We start from the raw sequence: 16,925 nt of genomic DNA, 5'->3' as shown, positions 1-16,925 counted from the left end.
GCGGCGTTCGCGAGAGGTACGGGTGCGCCCGACAGGTACCAGTAGACGCGTACCTCTCGGGCGGAGCCGTACCGCTCGCGGCTACAGCTCGCGCACCTGGCCGGCCTCCACGTGCCAGCGGCGGTCGACGCGCACCGTCTCGAGCATCCGGCGGTCGTGCGTCACGAGCAGCAGCGTGCCGCGGTAGGCCTCGAGCGCCTGCTCGAGCTGCTCGATCGCGGGGAGGTCGAGGTGGTTCGTGGGCTCGTCGAGCACGAGCAGGTTGACGCCGCGCGCCTGCAGCAGCGCGAGGGCGGCGCGGGTGCGCTCGCCGGGCGAGAGCTCGTCGACGGGTCGGGTGACGTGGTCGGCACGGAGGCCGAACTTGGCGAGCAGCGTGCGCACGTCGCCGGAGGCCATCTCGGGCACGAGGGCCTCGAACGCGTCGGCGAGGGCGCGGTCGCCCACGAGCAGCGAGCGGGCCTGGTCGATCTCGCCCAGCTGCACGCTCGCGCCCATGCTCGCGCGGCCCGCATCCGGCTCGCGGCGGCCGAGCAGCGTGCGCAGCAGCGTCGACTTGCCCGCGCCGTTGGGGCCCGTGATGCCGATGCGCTCGCCCGTGTTGACCTGCAGCGAGACCGGGCCGAGGGTGAACCCGCCCTGCCGCACGACCGCGGCGTCCAGCGTCGAGACGACGGTGCTGGAGCGCGGCGCTTCGCCGATCGTGAGCTGCAGCTGCCACTCCTTGCGCGGCTCCTCGACCTCCTCGAGGCGCGCGATGCGGCTCTCCATCTGGCGCACCTTCTGCGCCTGCTTCTCGCTCGACTCCGTCATCGCGCGGCGGCGGTTCTTGTCGTTGTCGGGCGCCTTCTTCATCGCGTTCCGCACGCCCTGGCTCGACCACTCGCGCTGCGTGCGGGCGCGCGCGACGAGGTCGGCCTTCTTGTCGGCGAACTCGTCGTAGGCCTCGCGCGCGTGGCGGCGCAGGGTCGCCCGCTCCTCCAGGTACGACTCGTAGCCGCCGCCGTAGACGCGGTTCGAGCCCTGCGCGAGGTCGAGCTCGAGCACGCGCGTGACGCACCGGGCGAGGAACTCGCGATCGTGGCTGACGAGCACGACGCCGCCGCGGAGTCCCTGCACGAAGGCCTCGAGGCGCTCGAGCCCGTCGAGGTCGAGGTCGTTCGTGGGCTCGTCGAGCAGCGCGACGTCGAAGCGGCTGAGCAGCAGCGCCGCGAGGCCGACGCGGGCGGCCTGGCCGCCGGAGAGCGAGGTCATGCGCGCCTCGCCCGGGGCATCGCCGAGGTCGAGGCCGAGCTCGGCGAGCGTGATCGGCATGCGCTCGTCGAGGTCGGCGGCGCCGGAGGCCAGCCAGCGCTCGAGGGCGGCGGCGTAGACATCGGCCGGATCGGTGCCGGGCGCCGCCCTCGACGGGTCGCCGAGGGCCTCCGCGGCCGCGTCCATGTCGGCCGTCGCCTGCGCGCAGCCGGTGCGGCGGGCGATGTAGGCGGCGACGGTCTCACCATCGACGCGCTCGTGCTCCTGCGGCAGCCAGCCGACGAAGGCGTCGGCCGGCGCGAGCTGCACCGTGCCCGCCTGCGGCTCGAGGTCGCCGCCCAGGATGCGCAGCAGCGTCGACTTGCCCGCGCCGTTCGCGCCGACGACGCCCACGACGTCGCCGGGCGCGACGGTGAGGTCGAGCGAGTCGAAGAGCGTGCGGTGGCCGTGCCCGCCGGCGAGGCCCTGCGCGACGAGCGTTGCGGTCATGGGATCGATCCTCCCAGGTGGCAGGGCCCGCTCCTGCCGCAGCCGCCTCCGCCGGGCCCTGCCCCGAGCTCAGACCGCCTTGGCGCGCGTGACCGCGAGCGAGTCCTGCAGCAGCTGCCGCAGCACCTCCCGGTCGACGCCCGAGAGGCGCGTGAGGTGGAGGCAGACCTTGCTGAGGCGGTGCGGGCCGAGGCGGTCGAGCGCGTCCGGCTGCAGCACCTCCTCCTCCAGGTACAGGGTGTGCTGCTTGGGACCGGTCGCGAAGGCCAGCAGCGGCGAGCGGCCGCCGTGCCCGGTCTCGTAGCGGTACTCGTACTCGCCGAAGCCGATGATGCGGCGCGCCCACACGATGGGCTCCTCGCCGCTGACCTCCGCGAACAGCTCGAGCAGGTCGTCGGCCTCGGCGCGGCGCGGGCCGCTGGCACGATCGAGCGCGGCCTCGACCGGCTCGCCGGTGGGTCGCATCGCGGGCTCGGCCATCGCATCCTCCTGGGGTTCGGGGATCGAGTCTCGGGCGTCTCGACGCGAGCGTATGCGACCGGGGCCGACGGCGGCAGGGCGGCGATGCGAGGATCGAGCCATGGACGAGCTGCGCGTGCTGCCGGGGCCGGGCGCCCCGCGCGGGCTCGTCGTGCCCGCCGCCGAGCTGCTCGAGCAGTTCTCGCGCTCGTCGGGGCCGGGCGGCCAGGGGGTCAACACGACGGATTCGCGCGTGCAGCTGCGCATCGACCTCGCGACCACGACCGCCCTCACCGACGCGCAGCGCGCCCGCGTGCTCGCGCGGCTCGCGCCGCGCCTCGCCGGCACCGTGCTGACGATCAGCGCGTCCGAGCATCGGTCGCAGCGCGACAACCGCATCGCGGCGCGCGAGCGCCTCGCGGCGCTCCTGCGGGAGGCCGTCATGCCGGAGGTCGCGCGCCGCGCGACGAGGCCCACGCGCGGCTCGCAGCGTCGGCGGCTCGAGGCGAAGGGCCGCCGATCCGAGACGAAGCGCGGGCGGCAGCGGCCGAGCACCGACTGAGCGGGACCGCGGCCCGGCTCAGGCGCCGAGCTGCGTCTCCCAGCGCTGCTCGCCGTCGACGACCTCTCCGGTGAGCACGAGGCCGAGGCGCGCCGCGACCCGCTCCGACGGCACGTGCCCGGGCAGGATGTGCGCGCGCACGCGCTCGACGCCCTCGGCGCGGAGCCGCTCGAGCAGCAGGGCCCCGGCGCGCGTCGCGAGGCCTCGGCGCTGCCAGGGGACGCCGATCACCCAGGCGATCTCCGCCGCACCGCCCGCGATCGGCACGGTCGCCTGCACGTAGCCCACGGGCTCGCCCGACACCAGCACGAGCTCGTTGATCCAGCGCTCGTCGCCCGCGGGCGAGATGCCGCGCTCCTGCATGTCGTACTGCGCCGTCAGCGCGGCGAGCGTCGGGGGCTCGCCGCCCGTCGCCTCGTAGAGCGCGGGGTCGGCGAGCACCCCGACCATCGCGGCCGCATCGCTGCGGCGCAGCGCGCGGAGGGTCGGCGCGGTCACGCCAGCCCCGCGGCGGCGAGCGCGCCGATCCTCGCCCCCGAGACGAGCGCGCCCTGGATCGAGGCGGTCTCGGCGTGATCGCCGGCGACGAGCACCCGCTCCCCCACCCGGATCGCCGCGCGCCGGACGGGCCCGGGCGCCTGCGCCGGCGTCGCCCGCGGGATGACGTGGTGGGCGAGCACCTCCCAGCCGCGCGTGCTCGTGCCGTAGAGGCGCGCGAGGTCGCGGCGCACCTCTGCCTCGCCGGCGAGCCCGTCGGTGCGGCCGAGCAGCGTGGTCGCCTGCACGAGCACCTCGTCCCGGGGCGCGTACGAGGGCGCCGCCTCCGAGATCGCGGCCGTGTTCCACACCGGGCCCGCGGGGCCGCCGCGGCGGCGCGAGGCGTCGAGCACGAGGAACGGACCCGTGCGCGGCCGGCCGGTGGCGCGGAACCACCAGGTGGTGAGGCCGTGCGCGGGCGGCGCCGGCAGCGGCGTGAGCGAGGGCAGGGCCTCGGGCGAGACCGCGACCACCGCCGTCCGCGCGCGCAGCGCCCCGGCGTCGGTGTCGACCACCACGCCGCCGGCCTCCTCGCGCAGCGCCCTCGCGGCCGTCCCGAGCCGCACGGGGCTGCGCAGCCCGCGCGCGAGCCTGCTCCGGCAGCGCCTGCATGCCGTCGCGCGGCAGACCCGGCGCGCCGAGCGCGAAGGCGCGCAGCAGCAGCCGCGCGTAGTTCGCCGAGGTGCCGCCCGAGCTGTCGGCGAGCACGCCCGCGAGGAAGGTGTCGAGCACCTGCTTGCGCAGCGGCCCCCTGGCGCCCGCGGCGTCGAGGGAGGCGCGGAGCGGCTCGTCGTGCGCGGCGCGCGAAGCCGCGCCCGCGTCGAGGAGCGTCGGGCCGAGCCAGCGGGCGAGGGCGAGCAGCTCGCGCGGCTCCAGCAGCCCGCTCGCGAGCGTCGCCGGCAGCAGCGAGGGGTGTCGCAGCGGATGCGCGATGCGCGCGACGCGGCTCCCCGAGCGCACGATCGCGCCCACGCCGAAGCGCTGCAGCCCGAGCGCCGCGACGTCGACGTCGCGCGCGACGGCGGGGTAGGCGGGGTTCAGCACCTGGAACCCGCGGTCGACGAGGAAGCCGTCGATGCGCTCGGTGCGGATGCGGCCGCCCACGGCGTCGGCGGCCTCGAGCACGAGCACGTGCCTGCCTCCGGCCTCCAGCTCGCGCGCGGCGCGGAGGCCCGCGAGCCCCGCTCCGATGACGATCGCGTCGGCGTCCACCGTGCTCCCTCCCGCGCATCCTGCGCATCCTGCGCTTCCCGTGCATCCCGGGCATCCCGGGCGCACGGCGGCGCGCCCGGTCGCCGCCAGTCTCGCGGCCGCACCTGGACGGCCGCGGGGCGCGCCGTGGGCGGGCCGGGCTACGGTGGCGCGATGGCGGAGGATGGGGAGCTGGCCGAGGCTGCGAGCGACGACGCGCGCGCAGCGAGGATCGCGGCACGCCGCCGCGAGGTCGAGTCGCAGCTGCGCGAGGTCGAGGGCCAGCTCGCCGAGCTGCGCGCCGCGCGGGGCGCCCTGCACGACGACGACGAGCACGACCCCGACGGCGTGTCGCTCTCGTCGGAGTGGTCGCGCCTCGAGGGCCTGCGGCGCGAGGAGGCCGCGGCGCTCGACGCGCTCGACGAGGCCGCGGCGCGGCTCGCGCGCGGCGAGGGCGGCACCTGCGCCACGTGCGGGCGACCGATCGACCCCGCGCGGCTCGAGGCTCGCCCCGGGGCGACGAGCTGCATCGCCTGCGCGGCCTGAGCCGGCTGCGCAACCTGAGCCGTCTGCATCGCCTGCGCCGCGAGCGCCGCCTGAGCCGCGCCGATCGCCACGGCGACGACGGCACCCGGAGGGGCGCCGTCGCCCGTGACGCGCGAACGCTCCCGTCGACAGCGTCTGGGAGCGTTCACGATGGCCGTCTCCAACGCGTTGCCCGCGCCAGGAGTACCGGGGTACATCGTGCCGGAGGAGCCTGCGAGCGGGCTGGATGCGGACTCCGGCTCCGCTCCCCGCCGCGTCCCTCGGGCCCGCGGACCGCGCGCCCCCGCGCCGCGGTCAGCGGGCGCGGAGCCCGCGCACACCTGCCGCGACGGCCGCCGGGATAGCGTCCGACGCACCATGGCATCCACAGCGCGCGACCTCCGGCCCGACCTGCCCGAGCCCATCGAGCGCGCACTCTCGGCGATGCGCGACCACGACTGGGCCGCGCTCGCGGAGGTCGTGCACCCGGATGTCGTCTGGCACCTCATGGGCTCGCCCGGCTTCTCGATGCGGGGCCGCGAGAGCTACCTGTGGCGCGTGCGCCTGGGCGGCATGGGGTGCCGGAAGCCGGGCACCGTGCTGCGCGCGCAGGAGACCTTCAACGGCCGCCACATCCTCGAGCTCGAGGACGCCGCCGGTGCGCGCGTGCTCGACATCATCCGGCTCGAGCACGACCTCATCCGCGAGGAGTGGGAGATGGTGCTCGAGGGGCCGCGGCAGCAGTCGATCGCGGACGCGGCGCGCTGAGCAGAGCGGGCTCAGCGCTCATGGCTCATCGCTCAGCGCGCGAGCCTCAATCGGCCGACGCCTCGCGGGCTCGTTCGACGCGACGCGTCAGACGGAGGGCGCGGCGCCCGTGCCGCCGTGCAGTCGACGCATGCCTGCCGCGAGCCGCGCCGTGGCGTCCTCGAGGCTGAGGCCCAGCCGCGTCGCGATCTGACCGCGCGTGAGCCCCTGGAGGTAGGCGAGCGAGAGCAGCTCGTGGTCGTCGGCCGGATCGGCGCCGCCGTCGTGCGTCGTCGCGGCCTCCGCGCGAGCCTCGCGCAGGCGCTCCACCGCGCGCGCGTGCACGATGCCGAGGAGCCACGCGAGCGCGCCGCCGGCCGCGGCGGAGCGGCGCGGCGCCTCGCGCCAGGCCTGCACGAAGGCGGCCTGCACGACGCCTTCAGCCTCCGCGGCGTCGGCCAGCACCGCACGAGCGAGCCCCAGCAGGCGCGGCGCGGTCGCGACGTAGAGCGCCTCGAACGCCGCGCGGTCGCCGCGCGCCGTGAGCGCGAGCAGCCGATCCGCGGCGCCCGCAGGCACGGGAGAGCTTGGAGGCACCGAATCCGCTTCGATCGCCATGTCGTGACCGCCCTGCTCCCTGCGAACGTCCGATCGCTCCCCGCGATCGAACTGTTCGATCATCGAACCATCTCGCTCGCCCCCGAACATGTGCGATGACTGGGAATCCTGCTCCGCGGCGCGCTCGGCGGCGCCGCTCAGGGAGCGCGGGCCACCACCTGGCACGGTGGAGGCGACGTCGACCAGAGGAGCCGAGATGCACGAGCGACCCGATCGCCCCGAGGCCGCACCCGACGGCGCGGCCTCGCCGCCGCCCCCGCCGACCCCGGCGGTGCTCGCGCAGGCTCGACCGGCTCGATGCGGCGTGCCGCGCGGCGCCCGAGCGGATCGAGCCGCAGGTCGCGCTGTGGCGCGCCGTCACCGCGCTCGACCACTGGTTCTTCGTGAACCGCGGCACGCCGGAGAGCCCGCAGCCCTACGCGCTGGCCGCGCCGCAGGGTGCGATGCTCTGCGCGTTCAGCACCGCCGAGCGGGCGAGGGACGCCGCGCACGGTGCAGGGCTGGTGGCGGAGGGCGAGCCGGTGCCGATGTTCGGCATGCCGCTGCCGGGCGCGCTCGACTGGGCCGTGTCCCTGAGCGCGGCCGGGGTCGTGGGCGTCACGATCGACCACCCGCGGATCGGCGCCTGGAGCCCGCTGCAGAACCTCGAGCGGCTGCGCGACGAGCGCGCGGCGCGCGGGGCCTGACGGCGCGCTGGCGCGGCCTCAGGCCTCGGGCGACCGCGCCTCCGCCTCGAGCAGCGCGACGACGCGACCCGTGATCGAGGCCTCCTGGGGCACGCCCGGGTCGGCGTTCGTCATCACGACGACCGCGCGGCCCTCGTGCGGCACGGCGCGGAGCATGCACTGGAACCCCTCGCCCCATCCCAGCGAGACCGCGCGCGGCCGCTCGGGCGCGCCGCCGAGCAGCACGCCGAGGCCCGCCCACGGGGCGCCCGGCTGCGGGCGCAGGCTGCGCCGCGGCGAGCGACGGCGGGATGCCGAGCGCTCCCACGCCACGGAGCGCCAGTCCGAGCTCCCGCAGCAGCAGCGCGAGGTCGGAGGGGGTCGACCAGAGGCCCGCGGCGGCTTGGTAGGGATAGTCGGGCCGCCGCTCCGCAATGACCGCGCCGCGCGCATCGTGGCCGTCGGCGACGTCGGCGTCATCGCGCGGCGGGACGCCGAACCCGCTGCGGGCCATGCCGAGCGGCTCGAGCACGAGCTCGCGGGCGAGCTCGGCGAAGGGCGTGCGCGTGCTCGATGCCAGCACCTGCTCGACGACGCAGTACCCGGCGTCGGAGTAGACGAAGGCCTCCCCCGGCGCGCGGACCCCGCGGACCGGGCGCGGCACCAGAGGGTGCTCGCCGCGCAGCACCTCCTCGAGCGACGGCGTCGCCTGCCCGTCGCGCAGCGGCCCGAAGGCGTCGTCGTCGTCCTCGATGCCGCCGTGGTGGCTCAGCAGCGTCCGGAGCGAGACGGCGGCGTCCGACTGCGCCCGCGGCAGCGTCCAGCCGCCTGTGCGCCCCGCGATGTCCGCATCGAGGTCGAGGAGCCCCCGCGCCACGAGGCGGAGCACCACGACGGCCGTGACGAGCTTGCTCATCGACGCCGCGTGGAACATCGAGGCCGTGCCGACCGGGCGCTGCCCGTCGGCCGCGAGCAGGCCGACGCCCGCCGCCGCCACGTCGCCGTCCTCGCCGAGCACCGCCGCGCTGAGGCCGGGGCTCGCGGGCGCTGCCGCCAGGAGGTCTTCGAGGCTGGCGAACGACCCGCGGTGGCCCACGATCACACGTGGAAGCGGAACGACTGCGACCGGTCAGTCAGCAGTTGGGAGTCACTGACTCCCCTGTCGTTCAGCGGAATCAGGGTCATGTGGTCATTGTGGCGTACTGCCCTCGACGGAAGCTCTTGCGGACTTTCTGCGGACTGAGGGCTAGCCTCGCGCCATGCTCGACTTCCCGGTGGATGCGCGCCCGTACTGCGGAACAGTGCTGCAACAGGATGTGCTCTGCAGTGAAGGCGACTACTCTGCTCCGACAGCAAGAGCCTCGATGCCGAGCGATCGCACGCCCGGCATAGGTGGGCGGTGAGAAGTACGTTGCTGCCATGAGCGACAAAGACCCGCGCCGGCCCCCGGACGATGCCTCAGAGGACGCCCAGCGCGACGAACCGCACAGACCGCTCCGTGAGATCCCGACTATGCGCCTCGCAGAACTGGCCGGCTTCACCGAGGACACCGCATCGCAGGTGAGTGCCGCTGTCGCGGCCGCGGCGAAAGTGGACAACGGCTGGTTGGGCGCCATGCGCGACATCGTCGGGCCGGCCCACATGTGGGAGCCGCAACCGTTGGAGAAGCGCTTCCCCGAGCTCCTCGATTCTCGGCTCATGAACGTATCCATCGACCCCGTTCAGCACGACATCGCGGAATCCGTCGAAGCGCAGGTCGAACGGCTCGATGCAATGACGGAACTTCTGAGTCGGCAGGTCATGGCGCAGTCGGCACTACTCGACACGCAGCGAGAAGCCATGAAGCAGAGCGCCGCAAGCCAGCAGGTGGCGACGAAGCTCACCTGGCTGGGCCTGGGTATCGCTGGCCTGGCGGTCGTCGTATCGCTGCCCTCCGCAATCGCGACCGTTCTGGGGCTCGCCGGCTGACTGGGCGCGTCCCGCGACCCGAGAGCCTGCAAGACCCCGTAGCGACCAGTCCAGCCGTTCGGGCTTTCCCCAGGCCACTCAAGGACATCACCCGCGATCGTACGGCTGCTCTTGCTCGGCTCGAACTGCGAGCCGAGACGATCGTGGAGGGCTGTGGTTGGCGCGCACACTTAAACAGACGCTGTTGCAGAAGCGCGGCGCTGGGGTCACACTGGCGTCAAGACCGAGATCGGAGACCGCAATGGCGCTGAAGCTGACCCGTCAGTACATCGAAGCTCACATGACGGACCCCGAGATCGCAAAGCGGCGCTCCGAGCACCCGACCGCGGCATCTACCCCGAGTGTCGAGTCTGTCAATGACGCGATCCTCGCGGCTGCTCGTGACGCGGTTGGCGACCAAGAGCTCGATGAGGTCGAGGTTCGCCTCCTCGTGTCCCCGAACGACATGGGACCGCTGAAGGGCGGCTGCATCACGATCAAGGTGCCCCCGTTCCTGGAGTGGCACGCGGACTACGACGGCAATCGTCCGGGCAAGGGATGACGCATCGCTAGAGACGTGGCGTTACGCCGGCGTCCTCGCGCTCTACGAGCACGCAAGCCGGCGATCACTATCCGGCGGGGACCTGCCGCCTTCTCGGCCGCTCATGCCGCAGAAGCCGCCGCTCAACGCCTGAGCAGCCTGACGCGCCTCGAAGACACAACGACGGCCCCGCTCCGAAGAGGGGGCCGTCAAACACCAGCTGGGATGCCTCAACCGATGTGGGGTGTGCCACAAACGTACCACCGATACGTGGTACGCCCAAGACTACGATCGCTTCATGTCGCGGAAAAAACTCATCGCCTACGTGGATGGCTTCAACCTCTACAACGGAGTCCGCGACTCCTTCGCTCATCGATACCTCTGGCTCGACCTGGTTCGACTCATGGAGAACTATCGACCCGACTCTGAGGTGGTCCGAGTCAACTACTTCTCCGCTCGCGTCCTGGATGACTCAGAAGCGCTATCGCGGCAGGATACGTACATCGCGGCGCTCGAGGCATTGCACCCCGAACGCATCGCGGTCAGGCTGGGTCGCTACCAATCGAAGTCAGTTGCATGCAAGGCCTGCGGAGCGGAGTGGACGTCGTATGAGGAGAAAGAGACCGACGTCAACCTTGCGCTCGCGATCGCTCGCGATGCGATCGCGCCCGAGGCCGATGACTACTTCCTCCTATCGGGGGACAGCGACGCCGCGCCTGCGGTGCGCGAAGCGATGCGTCTCAATCCATCCGGCTTCTACGCGGCGTTTTTCCCTCCGGGACGCCACTCTGAAGAGCTCAAGCAGCTGATGCCCGCTTCCCGAATCATCGGGCGAGACAAACTCCGCAACAGCCAGCTACCCGAGACCGTTAGCGATGCGAACGGGTCGACATTCGAGCAGCCGGCGAAGTGGAAGCCTGAGACCTTCCTGCCCGAGCCGGGCACGCCCTCGCCAATCCTTCGCGCCAAGCCTGACGGTTCGATGCCTACGCCGAGAGACATGAACGGCCATCGACACACTTGATCTCGACTCCGAGATGACATGCGCGGCGGCGGGCGAAGAGGCGCTGACGACTGCTGAGACAGGCGCCGACATAGAACTCCGCCGGGGCGTGAACTGACTGGCTCTCGCCGCATAGGTTGAGTGAAACTACTATCGGAGACACCATGCCAATCGATCCTGAGCTGCGTGACAACGCCGCAGAAGCCATCCTCAGCCGCATCGTCACGGTGTCGGGGAGCGCTATCAGCGCCGAGGGTATTGAGTCGCTCGTGAGCGGCTACGCAACAGTCGTCACTAAGGGCGGGTCCGGCGGAAGCCGCGGCGCAGTGGTCGCGTAAGCGGCCGGTAGGCAGTGGGCATCTTCGACACCGGCTCTCCTGTGGACTCCACGATAATCGTCGGCGTGATCGCCGCGACCTCGGTGATTCTTGCCGCCGTCATCGGCGCGCAGAGCGTACCGAGTCACATTCGCGAACTAGAAAAACTCGCGTCGGCTGCAGGAGCGATCGACGCCCACCCGGACACCCACAAACTGTTGGATGCCGCCATCCGAGAGGCCATCCCAGAGCCGCGGATCCGAAGCATCTGGCCGGAAGTGATCAGGGTGGCGGCACTCGCCTCCGGAGGATCCGCCATCGGTCTACTAGTGCTCGCACTCATCAAGACCATCCAGGGCCTGCGATGGGAAGGCGTCTACCCGGACCTCATCATCGCGGCCGTTCTACTTGTCCTGATGCCCCTACTAATCCGCGCACGCGATGGCGTCATCGCGGTTCTCGGGAAGATGCATCAGCGCGGCAGCGAATGGAGGAGGAGCCTCACGGCGATTCCGGGTAGCGCGACAGGCGAAGCCAAAGCTGCATCGCCCGGCCAGCGCTCAGACCAGCAAACCTGAAGAGCAGGGGCACCCCTCCCTATGCGCCTCCTCTCCGGCCCTCCGGCGCTAGGCAACATCTGTCCGTAGTGTTTTTTCCACGGCAACAGGCCGTCAACACCTCCGTGGGCGACACCCGCGTTCCTTCTCCTCGCACGTGCCGCTCTGGTGAAAAAAGCCGGAGAGAGAAGCCTGCTAACCCCGGAGGGCCTGCTGGTGAGGGTGATAGGGCACCCCTGGGTGGGTGTCCTAGGTGTTGGCGCTGGGCCGTAGTGTCCGAGCGTGGACTTGAGTGACGACCTCGCGCCGTTTGTCGCGACGACCGTGCCGATCTTCTTCGTTGTGCTGGCCTTCGGTCGAGCGCAGGCGAGGAGCGATGTGGGTCGGCCGCATCGTTGGGCGCGTGCGGTGTGGGTCGTGTATCTGGTGGCGCTTTCGACGATGTTCGCTCTGCTGTTGTGGTCGGTCGGCCTGATTGCCTCCGACGGCACCCTCGAGGGCGGCGGAGGCACGGCTTACTTCGTGCTGCTCGGGCTCGGCGTCGTCTTGATCTACTTCGCGATGATCGCCAAGCTCGACGACTTGAGGGAGCTTGCGGACCGGCTCAAACAGGAGGCTGCTGAGGCGACGATGCCGTCTGCTCTATCAGATGGAGGGCATGTGCGCTTTGGGCGAGTGCTGGGCCGCGCGGCTCGAATGCTGTCGCGGTAGCGCTGCGAGATGAGCGCGACTCCGGTCGGGCCGTCGTGGTGACCGGCCCGACCGGTGCTGCGCGCCGCGGCGCGCGATCGTCTCATCGCGCGTGATCCTTCCGAGGGCGTAAAGCTGCCCCGCATCCGTCGCGCCCAGCACGCGATGCAGATTCCCTCCCCCGACGCCGTCAGCGCCGCTATGAGCGCCGCACCGGACTGGTTCCGCCTCTACATCGCCCTGTGCGCGTTCGCCGGTTTACGGCTCGGAGAGGCGTCCGGTATGCAGCTCGGCGACGTGCAGTTTCTCAAGCGCCAGATGCACGTCGGGCGGCAGGTACAACGGGCCGGCGCGGGCAAGATCAAGGTCACTCCCCCGAAGCACGGCAGCGAGCGCGACGTGTTCATCGCCGACGAGCTCGTGGCCATGATCGCCCGTCACGCGGAGGAGATCGGCGTGCGGGGCGACGAGCAGTGGCTGTTCGTCGGGCCGTTCGGCGATCCGCCCCACCAGAACACGGTCGGCTACTGGTGGCACAAGACCCTCGCCGCAGCGGGCCTCGAGTCGTTCCGGCTGCACGACCTGCGTCACTTCTACGCGTCGGGCCTAATCGCCGCTGGCTGCGACGTCGTGACCGTGCAACGCGCGCTCGGCCACGCCAAAGCGACGACGACCCTAAACACCTACGGGCACCTGTGGCCCACGGCCGAAGACCGCACCCGAGCGGCCGCCGCGGACCTCATGGCAACTTCTTGCGGACTCTCTGCGGACTCTGAAGCCCGAGAGGCCACAACTTCCGCATGATTCCGGGCCGGTCAGCCCCTGACTACACGTTGAAGCGGAACTCGACCACGTCGCCGTCGGCCATGACGTAGTCCTTGCCCTCGATGCGCACGCGGCCCTTCGACTTCGCCTCGGCCATCGTGCCGGCGGCGTCCAGGTCGTCGAACGAGACCACCTCCGCCTTGATGAAGCCGCGCTCGAAGTCGGTGTGGATGACGCCCGCGGCCTGCGGGGCCGTCCAGCCGCGGCGGATCGTCCAGGCGCGCGACTCCTTGGGGCCCGCGGTGAGGTACGTCTGCAGGCCGAGCGTGTCGAAGCCGACGCGCGCGAGCTGGTCGAGCCCGGACTCCTCCTGGCCGAGCGACTGCAGCAGCTCGAGCGCCTCGTCGGGCTCGAGGTCGATGAGCTCCGACTCGACCTTCGCGTCGAGGAAGACGGCCTTCGCGGGCGCGACGAGCTCGGCGAGCTCCGCGCGGCGGGCCTCGTCGGTGAGCACGCTCTCGTCGACGTTGAATACGTAGAGCACGGGCTTCGCCGTGAGGAGGCCGAGCTCCTTGATGGGCGCCGTGTCGAAGCCGGCCTGCTGCAGCGTGCGGCCCGAGTCGAGGATGCCCTTCGCCTCCTCCGCCGCGGCGAGCGTGGCCGCGTCGGCCTTCTTGCCGCGCACCTCCTTCTCCAGGCGCGGGATGGCCTTCTCGAGGGTCTGCATGTCGGCGAGGATCAGCTCGGTGTTGATCGTCTCCATGTCGTCGGCCGGGTTCACCGCGCCGTCGACGTGCACGACGTCCGGGTCGGCGAAGCCGCGCACGACCTGCGCGATCGCGTCGGCCTCGCGGATGTTCGCGAGGAACTGGTTGCCGAGGCCCTCGCCCTCGCTCGCGCCGCGCACGATGCCGGCGATGTCGACGAACGAGACCGTGGCCGGGAGGATCTTGGCCGAGCCGTGGATCTCGGCGAGGCGCGTCAGGCGCGCATCCGGCAGCTCCACGACGCCGATGTTCGGCTCGATCGTGGCGAACGGGTAGTTCGCCGCGAGCACGGTGTTCTTGGTGAGCGCGTTGAAGAGCGTGGACTTGCCCACGTTGGGGAGTCCGACGATGCCGATGGTGAGTGCCACGAGGGTCGAGCCTAGCGGCGGGCGCGGCGGCGCGCGGCCCCGCGCCCCGCGCATCCGCGGCCGCTGCCTGCTGCGCCGCGCCTCCTGCCGCCGCGACACCCGCCGCTGCGCCACCGCCTCGCGTGCAGCGTCGAGTGGCGACGTTCGGCCGCGAGTGGCGCCAGATGGCTGGATTCTGGCGCCACAGTCAGCCGATCGGCGCCACTCACCGCCGAACGGCGCCACTCACAACCGGATGGCGCCGCTCGCCGCAGCACGGCGCCGCTCAGGGGGTGGAGGGCGCCGCTCGCCGCAGCACGTGCGCAGCGGAGGGCGCGGCGCGCATCACTCGTCGGGGCCCTCGATGATCGCGATGATGTTGCCGGCCGGGTCGGTGGTCCACGCGATGTCGGGCCCCATGCCGCTCGCGATGCCGCGCTCGTCCTGCTCGAAGCCGGGGTAGCGCACGAACTCGGCACCCTTCGCCACGAGCTCGTCGATCGCCGCGGGCAGATCCTCGACGAAGAGGTTGAGCACCGTGAACACCGCGGGCCGGTGATCGGGCTTCGGGTAGACGAGCAGGCTCCAGCCGCCCGGCAGCGTCAGCTGCAGCATGCCCTCCTGCTCGTCGACCTGCACCCCGAGCACGTCGCGGTAGAAGCCCGCCGCCGCCTCGATGTCGGGCACCGCGTAGACGCCCGACGATCCGCTGTACTGCACCATGGCGCACCTCCGCGTCGCTCCTGCCCGCATGATCCGCCCCGCAGGCACCTGCGCGCAAGCCCCGCGCGTACCCTGGCCGCATGGTGGCTGAGGGCGGCGCGCACGGCGGCGGTCCCGCGGGCGGCCCGGAGGGCACGGGCGGCGTCGTGCGGCTGCGTGTCGTCGTGCGCGGCAGCGTGCAGGGCGTGGGCTTCCGCTGGGCGACGGAGCGCGAGGCGGCGCGGCTGGGGCTCGCGGGCTCGGTGCGCAACCGCATCGACGGCGCCGTGGAGGCGGAGGTCGAGGGCGCGGCGGCAGGGGTCGACGCGATGCTCGCCTGGCTGCGGCACGGGCCGTCGAGCGCCCGCGTCGATGGCCTCGAGTCGCGCGCCGTCGAGCCGCGCGGCGAGCGCGGCTTCCGCATCGTGTGAGATCTGGGCCCGGCCCCGCCATCGGCCCAGCCCGCCTTCGGCCCGGCCCTGCGCGTCGGGTCCGGGACCGCGCCTCGGCGCAGCGCGAGCCCGGAGCCCTAGGAGGTGCGCACCCGCGTGGGGCTGATCCGGCACTGGAGCCGCTGCGAGCCCTGGTCGTCCGCCGGCCACGGCTCGCCCTCGTAGCGCGGCCACAGCCGTGCGGTGAGCATGGAACTCGGGTCGTCGACCAGCTGGGCGGTGCCGCGGACCTCGATGAAGCGCCCGGGGTCGTCGCGGTCGACGACGAGCACCGAGACGCGCGGATCGCGGCGCAGGTTGCGGGTCTTCCGCAGCGTCCGCTTGACCGGCACGAGCACGAGCCCGTGCTGCAGGTCGACCCAGGTGGCGCTCACCTGCGGCGAGCCGTCGGGCTGGATCGTGGCGACCGAGGCGATGTGGGCTCCGGTGAGCAGGTCGGCGTGGCTGGCGGGGATCTCGACGGGGTCGGGCACGGCGGCTCCTCTGCTCGGTGTGCGGCTCCAGCTTGCCACCGCGACCCGAGCGGGCGGTCGAGATGCGCAACGGGGACGAGCTCGAGGCGCCGCCGCTGCGCAGGTCGCGCAGACGACGCGCCGAGGCTTGTGCGAGGTGCCCTGCGCGAGCATCATCGTGGCGTGCCGCGCGACCCGCGGCGCACACGACACCGGCGTCGCGCGATCCGCTGCGCCCGGGCTCTCGACGAGGAGAACAACCATGAGCGCCGTCCCCGACTTCACCCACGAGCGCGTGCTGACCGCGACGGGAGCCCGCAGCGGCCTCGTCATCACGGTCGCCCTCCACTCCAGCGCGCTCGGCCCCGCCCTCGGCGGCTGCCGCATGTGGGGCTACCCGAGCTGGGCCGACGGCCAGGCCGATGCGCTGCGCCTCAGCGCCGCCATGACGATGAAGAACGCCGCTGCCGGGCTCGACGCGGGCGGCGGCAAGTCGGTGATCGCGCTCCCCCAGGGCGTCGTGCTCGACGGCGAGCGCCGCCGCGCGGCCCTGCTCGACCTCGGCGACCTCGTCGAGGCGATGGACGGCCGCTACCGCACCGCAGAGGACGTCGGCACCACCGAGCACGACATGCTCGTCGTGCGCGAGCGCACCGCCCACGTCGTGGGCCTGCCCGCCGAGTCGGGCGGCGCGGGCGAGCCTGCGGGCGCCACCGCTCTCGGCGTGTTCTCCTCCGTCGCTCCCACGCTCGAGGCCGCCTTCGGCGACGCCTCGATCGACGGCCGCACCTTCGTGATCTCGGGCCTCGGCCAGGTCGGCGGCCGCCTCGCCCGCATGCTCGCCGGCCACGGCGCGCGCCTCGCGGTCACCGACATCGACCCCGGCAAGCGCGCGCTCGCCGACGAGCTCGGCGCCCGCTGGATCAGCCCGGAGGCCGCGCTCACGACCGCCGCCGACGTGCTCGTGCCCGCCGGCCTCGGCGGCATCCTCACCGACGAGGCCATCGAGTCGCTGCCGGTGCGCGCGGTGGTCGGCCCCGCCAACAACCCGCTCGCCGACCGCTCGGGCGCCGAGCGCCTCGCCGAGCGCGGCATCGTCTACGCCCCCGACTTCGTCGTGAACGCGGGCGGCGTGATCCACCTCCAGGGCATCGCCGACGGCCTCGAGTGGCCTGCGATCGCCGAGCGCCTCACCGGCATCGGCGACACGGTCCGCCACGTGCTCTCGACCGCCGGCGACCGCGGCATCACGCCGCTCGCTGCCGCCGAGGAGCTCGCGATGGCCCGCATCGAGGCCGCTCGCCGCAGCGCCCTCGTGGGTGCCTGAGCGCCGCTCCC

General features: G+C 72.8%; 21 protein-coding genes and 1 pseudogene. 12 read left to right on the top strand and 10 right to left on the bottom strand.

The window, feature by feature from the left end:
• Nucleotides 1-81 precede the first annotated feature (81 nt).
• Together OVA14_RS08690 and OVA14_RS08685 are read right to left on the bottom strand one after the other, a co-directional pair.
• Nucleotides 82-1,743: an ABC-F family ATP-binding cassette domain-containing protein gene (locus tag OVA14_RS08690; protein ID WP_267503516.1), complete on the bottom strand. Its 1,662-nt coding sequence runs from the start codon at nucleotides 1,741-1,743 to the stop codon at nucleotides 82-84.
• 69 nt (nucleotides 1,744-1,812) lie between these two features.
• The gene (locus tag OVA14_RS08685) at nucleotides 1,813-2,223 is read right to left on the bottom strand and encodes a DUF1801 domain-containing protein (protein ID WP_267503515.1); all 411 of its coding nucleotides are present in this window, start codon (nucleotides 2,221-2,223) and stop codon (nucleotides 1,813-1,815) included.
• A gap of 100 nt (nucleotides 2,224-2,323) precedes the next feature.
• On the opposite strand from OVA14_RS08685, the gene arfB reads away from it, so the two are divergent.
• On the top strand, nucleotides 2,324-2,764 hold the full coding sequence (gene arfB / locus OVA14_RS08680; RefSeq protein WP_267503514.1) for an alternative ribosome rescue aminoacyl-tRNA hydrolase ArfB: 441 nt from the start codon (nucleotides 2,324-2,326) through the stop codon (nucleotides 2,762-2,764).
• Between the two features lie 18 nt (nucleotides 2,765-2,782).
• On the opposite strand, the gene OVA14_RS08675 is transcribed toward arfB, so the two are convergent.
• The 3 genes and pseudogenes from OVA14_RS08675 to OVA14_RS08665 form a co-directional block, all read right to left on the bottom strand.
• Complete coding sequence (locus OVA14_RS08675) at nucleotides 2,783-3,262, bottom strand: GNAT family N-acetyltransferase (RefSeq protein ID WP_267505539.1); 480 nt, start codon at nucleotides 3,260-3,262, stop codon at nucleotides 2,783-2,785.
• Complete coding sequence (locus OVA14_RS08670; protein WP_267505602.1) at nucleotides 3,259-3,819, bottom strand: hypothetical protein; 561 nt, start codon at nucleotides 3,817-3,819, stop codon at nucleotides 3,259-3,261. Before OVA14_RS08670 ends, OVA14_RS08675 begins: the two co-directional genes overlap by 4 nt.
• 124 nt (nucleotides 3,820-3,943) lie before the next feature.
• Nucleotides 3,944-4,513 (bottom strand): annotated as a pseudogene (locus OVA14_RS08665) (FAD-dependent oxidoreductase); the annotation flags it as partial.
• Nucleotides 4,514-4,666: 153 nt separating this feature from the next.
• Here OVA14_RS08665 and OVA14_RS08660 point away from each other — a divergent pair.
• On the top strand, nucleotides 4,667-5,038 hold the full coding sequence (locus OVA14_RS08660; protein ID WP_267503513.1) for a TraR/DksA family transcriptional regulator: 372 nt from the start codon (nucleotides 4,667-4,669) through the stop codon (nucleotides 5,036-5,038).
• A gap of 357 nt (nucleotides 5,039-5,395) precedes the next feature.
• Nucleotides 5,396-5,785: a nuclear transport factor 2 family protein gene (locus OVA14_RS08655; RefSeq protein WP_267503512.1), complete on the top strand. Its 390-nt coding sequence runs from the start codon at nucleotides 5,396-5,398 to the stop codon at nucleotides 5,783-5,785.
• An 87-nt stretch (nucleotides 5,786-5,872) separates the two neighbouring features.
• On the opposite strand, the gene OVA14_RS08650 is transcribed toward OVA14_RS08655, so the two are convergent.
• Complete coding sequence (locus OVA14_RS08650; protein WP_267503511.1) at nucleotides 5,873-6,343, bottom strand: sigma factor; 471 nt, start codon at nucleotides 6,341-6,343, stop codon at nucleotides 5,873-5,875.
• Between the two features lie 422 nt (nucleotides 6,344-6,765).
• Here OVA14_RS08650 and OVA14_RS08645 point away from each other — a divergent pair, with 422 nt between their 5' ends.
• Complete coding sequence (locus OVA14_RS08645; RefSeq protein WP_267503510.1) at nucleotides 6,766-7,068, top strand: hypothetical protein; 303 nt, start codon at nucleotides 6,766-6,768, stop codon at nucleotides 7,066-7,068.
• On the opposite strand, the gene OVA14_RS13850 is transcribed toward OVA14_RS08645, so the two are convergent.
• Entirely contained in the window at nucleotides 6,980-8,065 is a 1,086-nt protein-coding gene (locus tag OVA14_RS13850) for a serine hydrolase domain-containing protein (RefSeq protein ID WP_420710651.1), read from the bottom strand. The genes OVA14_RS08645 and OVA14_RS13850 overlap by 89 nt on opposite strands.
• A 401-nt stretch (nucleotides 8,066-8,466) precedes the next feature.
• On the opposite strand from OVA14_RS13850, the gene OVA14_RS08630 reads away from it, so the two are divergent.
• From OVA14_RS08630 to OVA14_RS08605, 6 genes are all read left to right on the top strand, one after another.
• The gene (locus tag OVA14_RS08630) at nucleotides 8,467-9,015 is read left to right on the top strand and encodes a hypothetical protein (RefSeq protein WP_267503507.1); all 549 of its coding nucleotides are present in this window, start codon (nucleotides 8,467-8,469) and stop codon (nucleotides 9,013-9,015) included.
• Between the two features lie 241 nt (nucleotides 9,016-9,256).
• Complete coding sequence (locus tag OVA14_RS08625; protein WP_267503506.1) at nucleotides 9,257-9,556, top strand: hypothetical protein; 300 nt, start codon at nucleotides 9,257-9,259, stop codon at nucleotides 9,554-9,556.
• A gap of 277 nt (nucleotides 9,557-9,833) precedes the next feature.
• Nucleotides 9,834-10,559, top strand: a complete 726-nt coding sequence (locus OVA14_RS08620) for an NYN domain-containing protein (RefSeq protein WP_267503505.1) — start codon at nucleotides 9,834-9,836, stop codon at nucleotides 10,557-10,559.
• A gap of 382 nt (nucleotides 10,560-10,941) precedes the next feature.
• On the top strand, nucleotides 10,942-11,433 hold the full coding sequence (locus OVA14_RS08615) for a hypothetical protein (RefSeq protein WP_267503504.1): 492 nt from the start codon (nucleotides 10,942-10,944) through the stop codon (nucleotides 11,431-11,433).
• A gap of 261 nt (nucleotides 11,434-11,694) precedes the next feature.
• A complete protein-coding gene (locus OVA14_RS08610; RefSeq protein ID WP_267503503.1) occupies nucleotides 11,695-12,123 on the top strand; it encodes a hypothetical protein in 429 nt (142 codons plus the stop codon).
• A gap of 54 nt (nucleotides 12,124-12,177) precedes the next feature.
• The gene (locus tag OVA14_RS08605; protein WP_267503502.1) at nucleotides 12,178-12,906 is read left to right on the top strand and encodes a tyrosine-type recombinase/integrase; all 729 of its coding nucleotides are present in this window, start codon (nucleotides 12,178-12,180) and stop codon (nucleotides 12,904-12,906) included.
• Between the two features lie 22 nt (nucleotides 12,907-12,928).
• Here OVA14_RS08605 and ychF read toward each other — a convergent pair whose 3' ends face one another.
• Together ychF and OVA14_RS08595 are read right to left on the bottom strand one after the other, a co-directional pair.
• Nucleotides 12,929-14,002 carry a redox-regulated ATPase YchF gene (gene ychF / locus OVA14_RS08600; protein WP_267503501.1) on the bottom strand — a complete coding sequence of 358 codons (1,074 nt, stop codon included), beginning with the start codon at nucleotides 14,000-14,002 and terminating at the stop codon, nucleotides 12,929-12,931.
• Between the two features lie 324 nt (nucleotides 14,003-14,326).
• On the bottom strand, nucleotides 14,327-14,704 hold the full coding sequence (locus OVA14_RS08595; protein ID WP_267503500.1) for a VOC family protein: 378 nt from the start codon (nucleotides 14,702-14,704) through the stop codon (nucleotides 14,327-14,329).
• Between the two features lie 80 nt (nucleotides 14,705-14,784).
• Here OVA14_RS08595 and OVA14_RS08590 point away from each other — a divergent pair, with 80 nt between their 5' ends.
• Nucleotides 14,785-15,114, top strand: a complete 330-nt coding sequence (locus tag OVA14_RS08590; protein ID WP_267503499.1) for an acylphosphatase — start codon at nucleotides 14,785-14,787, stop codon at nucleotides 15,112-15,114.
• A gap of 98 nt (nucleotides 15,115-15,212) precedes the next feature.
• Here the strand turns inward: OVA14_RS08590 and OVA14_RS08585 are convergent, their stop codons facing one another.
• Nucleotides 15,213-15,608, bottom strand: coding sequence for a PPOX class F420-dependent oxidoreductase (locus OVA14_RS08585; protein ID WP_267503498.1), 396 nt, complete (start codon nucleotides 15,606-15,608; stop codon nucleotides 15,213-15,215).
• Between the two features lie 241 nt (nucleotides 15,609-15,849).
• Here OVA14_RS08585 and OVA14_RS08580 point away from each other — a divergent pair, with 241 nt between their 5' ends.
• On the top strand, nucleotides 15,850-16,914 hold the full coding sequence (locus tag OVA14_RS08580) for a Glu/Leu/Phe/Val dehydrogenase dimerization domain-containing protein (RefSeq protein WP_267503497.1): 1,065 nt from the start codon (nucleotides 15,850-15,852) through the stop codon (nucleotides 16,912-16,914).
• Nucleotides 16,915-16,925 lie beyond the last annotated feature (11 nt).

The organism is Agrococcus sp. SL85 (assembly GCF_026625845.1).
Classification (GTDB): Bacteria; Actinomycetota; Actinomycetes; order Actinomycetales; family Microbacteriaceae; genus Agrococcus.
Note: the sequence above shows the minus strand (reverse complement) of the source record. Positions and strands in the feature narration are given on the sequence as shown.

What these genes read in the sequence shown, in the direction of transcription:
- OVA14_RS08620 (WP_267503505.1), top strand. Translation starts at nt 9,834, where the DNA reads ATGTCGCGGAAAAAACTCATCGCCTACGTGGATGGCTTCAACCTCTAC.
- OVA14_RS08630 (WP_267503507.1), top strand. Translation starts at nt 8,467, where the DNA reads ATGAGCGACAAAGACCCGCGCCGGCCCCCGGACGATGCCTCAGAGGAC.
- OVA14_RS08690 (WP_267503516.1), bottom strand. Translation starts at nt 1,743, where the DNA reads ATGACCGCAACGCTCGTCGCGCAGGGCCTCGCCGGCGGGCACGGCCAC.
- OVA14_RS08590 (WP_267503499.1), top strand. Translation starts at nt 14,785, where the DNA reads ATGGTGGCTGAGGGCGGCGCGCACGGCGGCGGTCCCGCGGGCGGCCCG.
- OVA14_RS08595 (WP_267503500.1), bottom strand. Translation starts at nt 14,704, where the DNA reads ATGGTGCAGTACAGCGGATCGTCGGGCGTCTACGCGGTGCCCGACATC.
- OVA14_RS08660 (WP_267503513.1), top strand. Translation starts at nt 4,667, where the DNA reads ATGGCGGAGGATGGGGAGCTGGCCGAGGCTGCGAGCGACGACGCGCGC.
- OVA14_RS08655 (WP_267503512.1), top strand. Translation starts at nt 5,396, where the DNA reads ATGGCATCCACAGCGCGCGACCTCCGGCCCGACCTGCCCGAGCCCATC.
- OVA14_RS08685 (WP_267503515.1), bottom strand. Translation starts at nt 2,223, where the DNA reads ATGGCCGAGCCCGCGATGCGACCCACCGGCGAGCCGGTCGAGGCCGCG.
- arfB (WP_267503514.1), top strand. Translation starts at nt 2,324, where the DNA reads ATGGACGAGCTGCGCGTGCTGCCGGGGCCGGGCGCCCCGCGCGGGCTC.
- OVA14_RS08580 (WP_267503497.1), top strand. Translation starts at nt 15,850, where the DNA reads ATGAGCGCCGTCCCCGACTTCACCCACGAGCGCGTGCTGACCGCGACG.
- OVA14_RS08625 (WP_267503506.1), top strand. Translation starts at nt 9,257, where the DNA reads ATGGCGCTGAAGCTGACCCGTCAGTACATCGAAGCTCACATGACGGAC.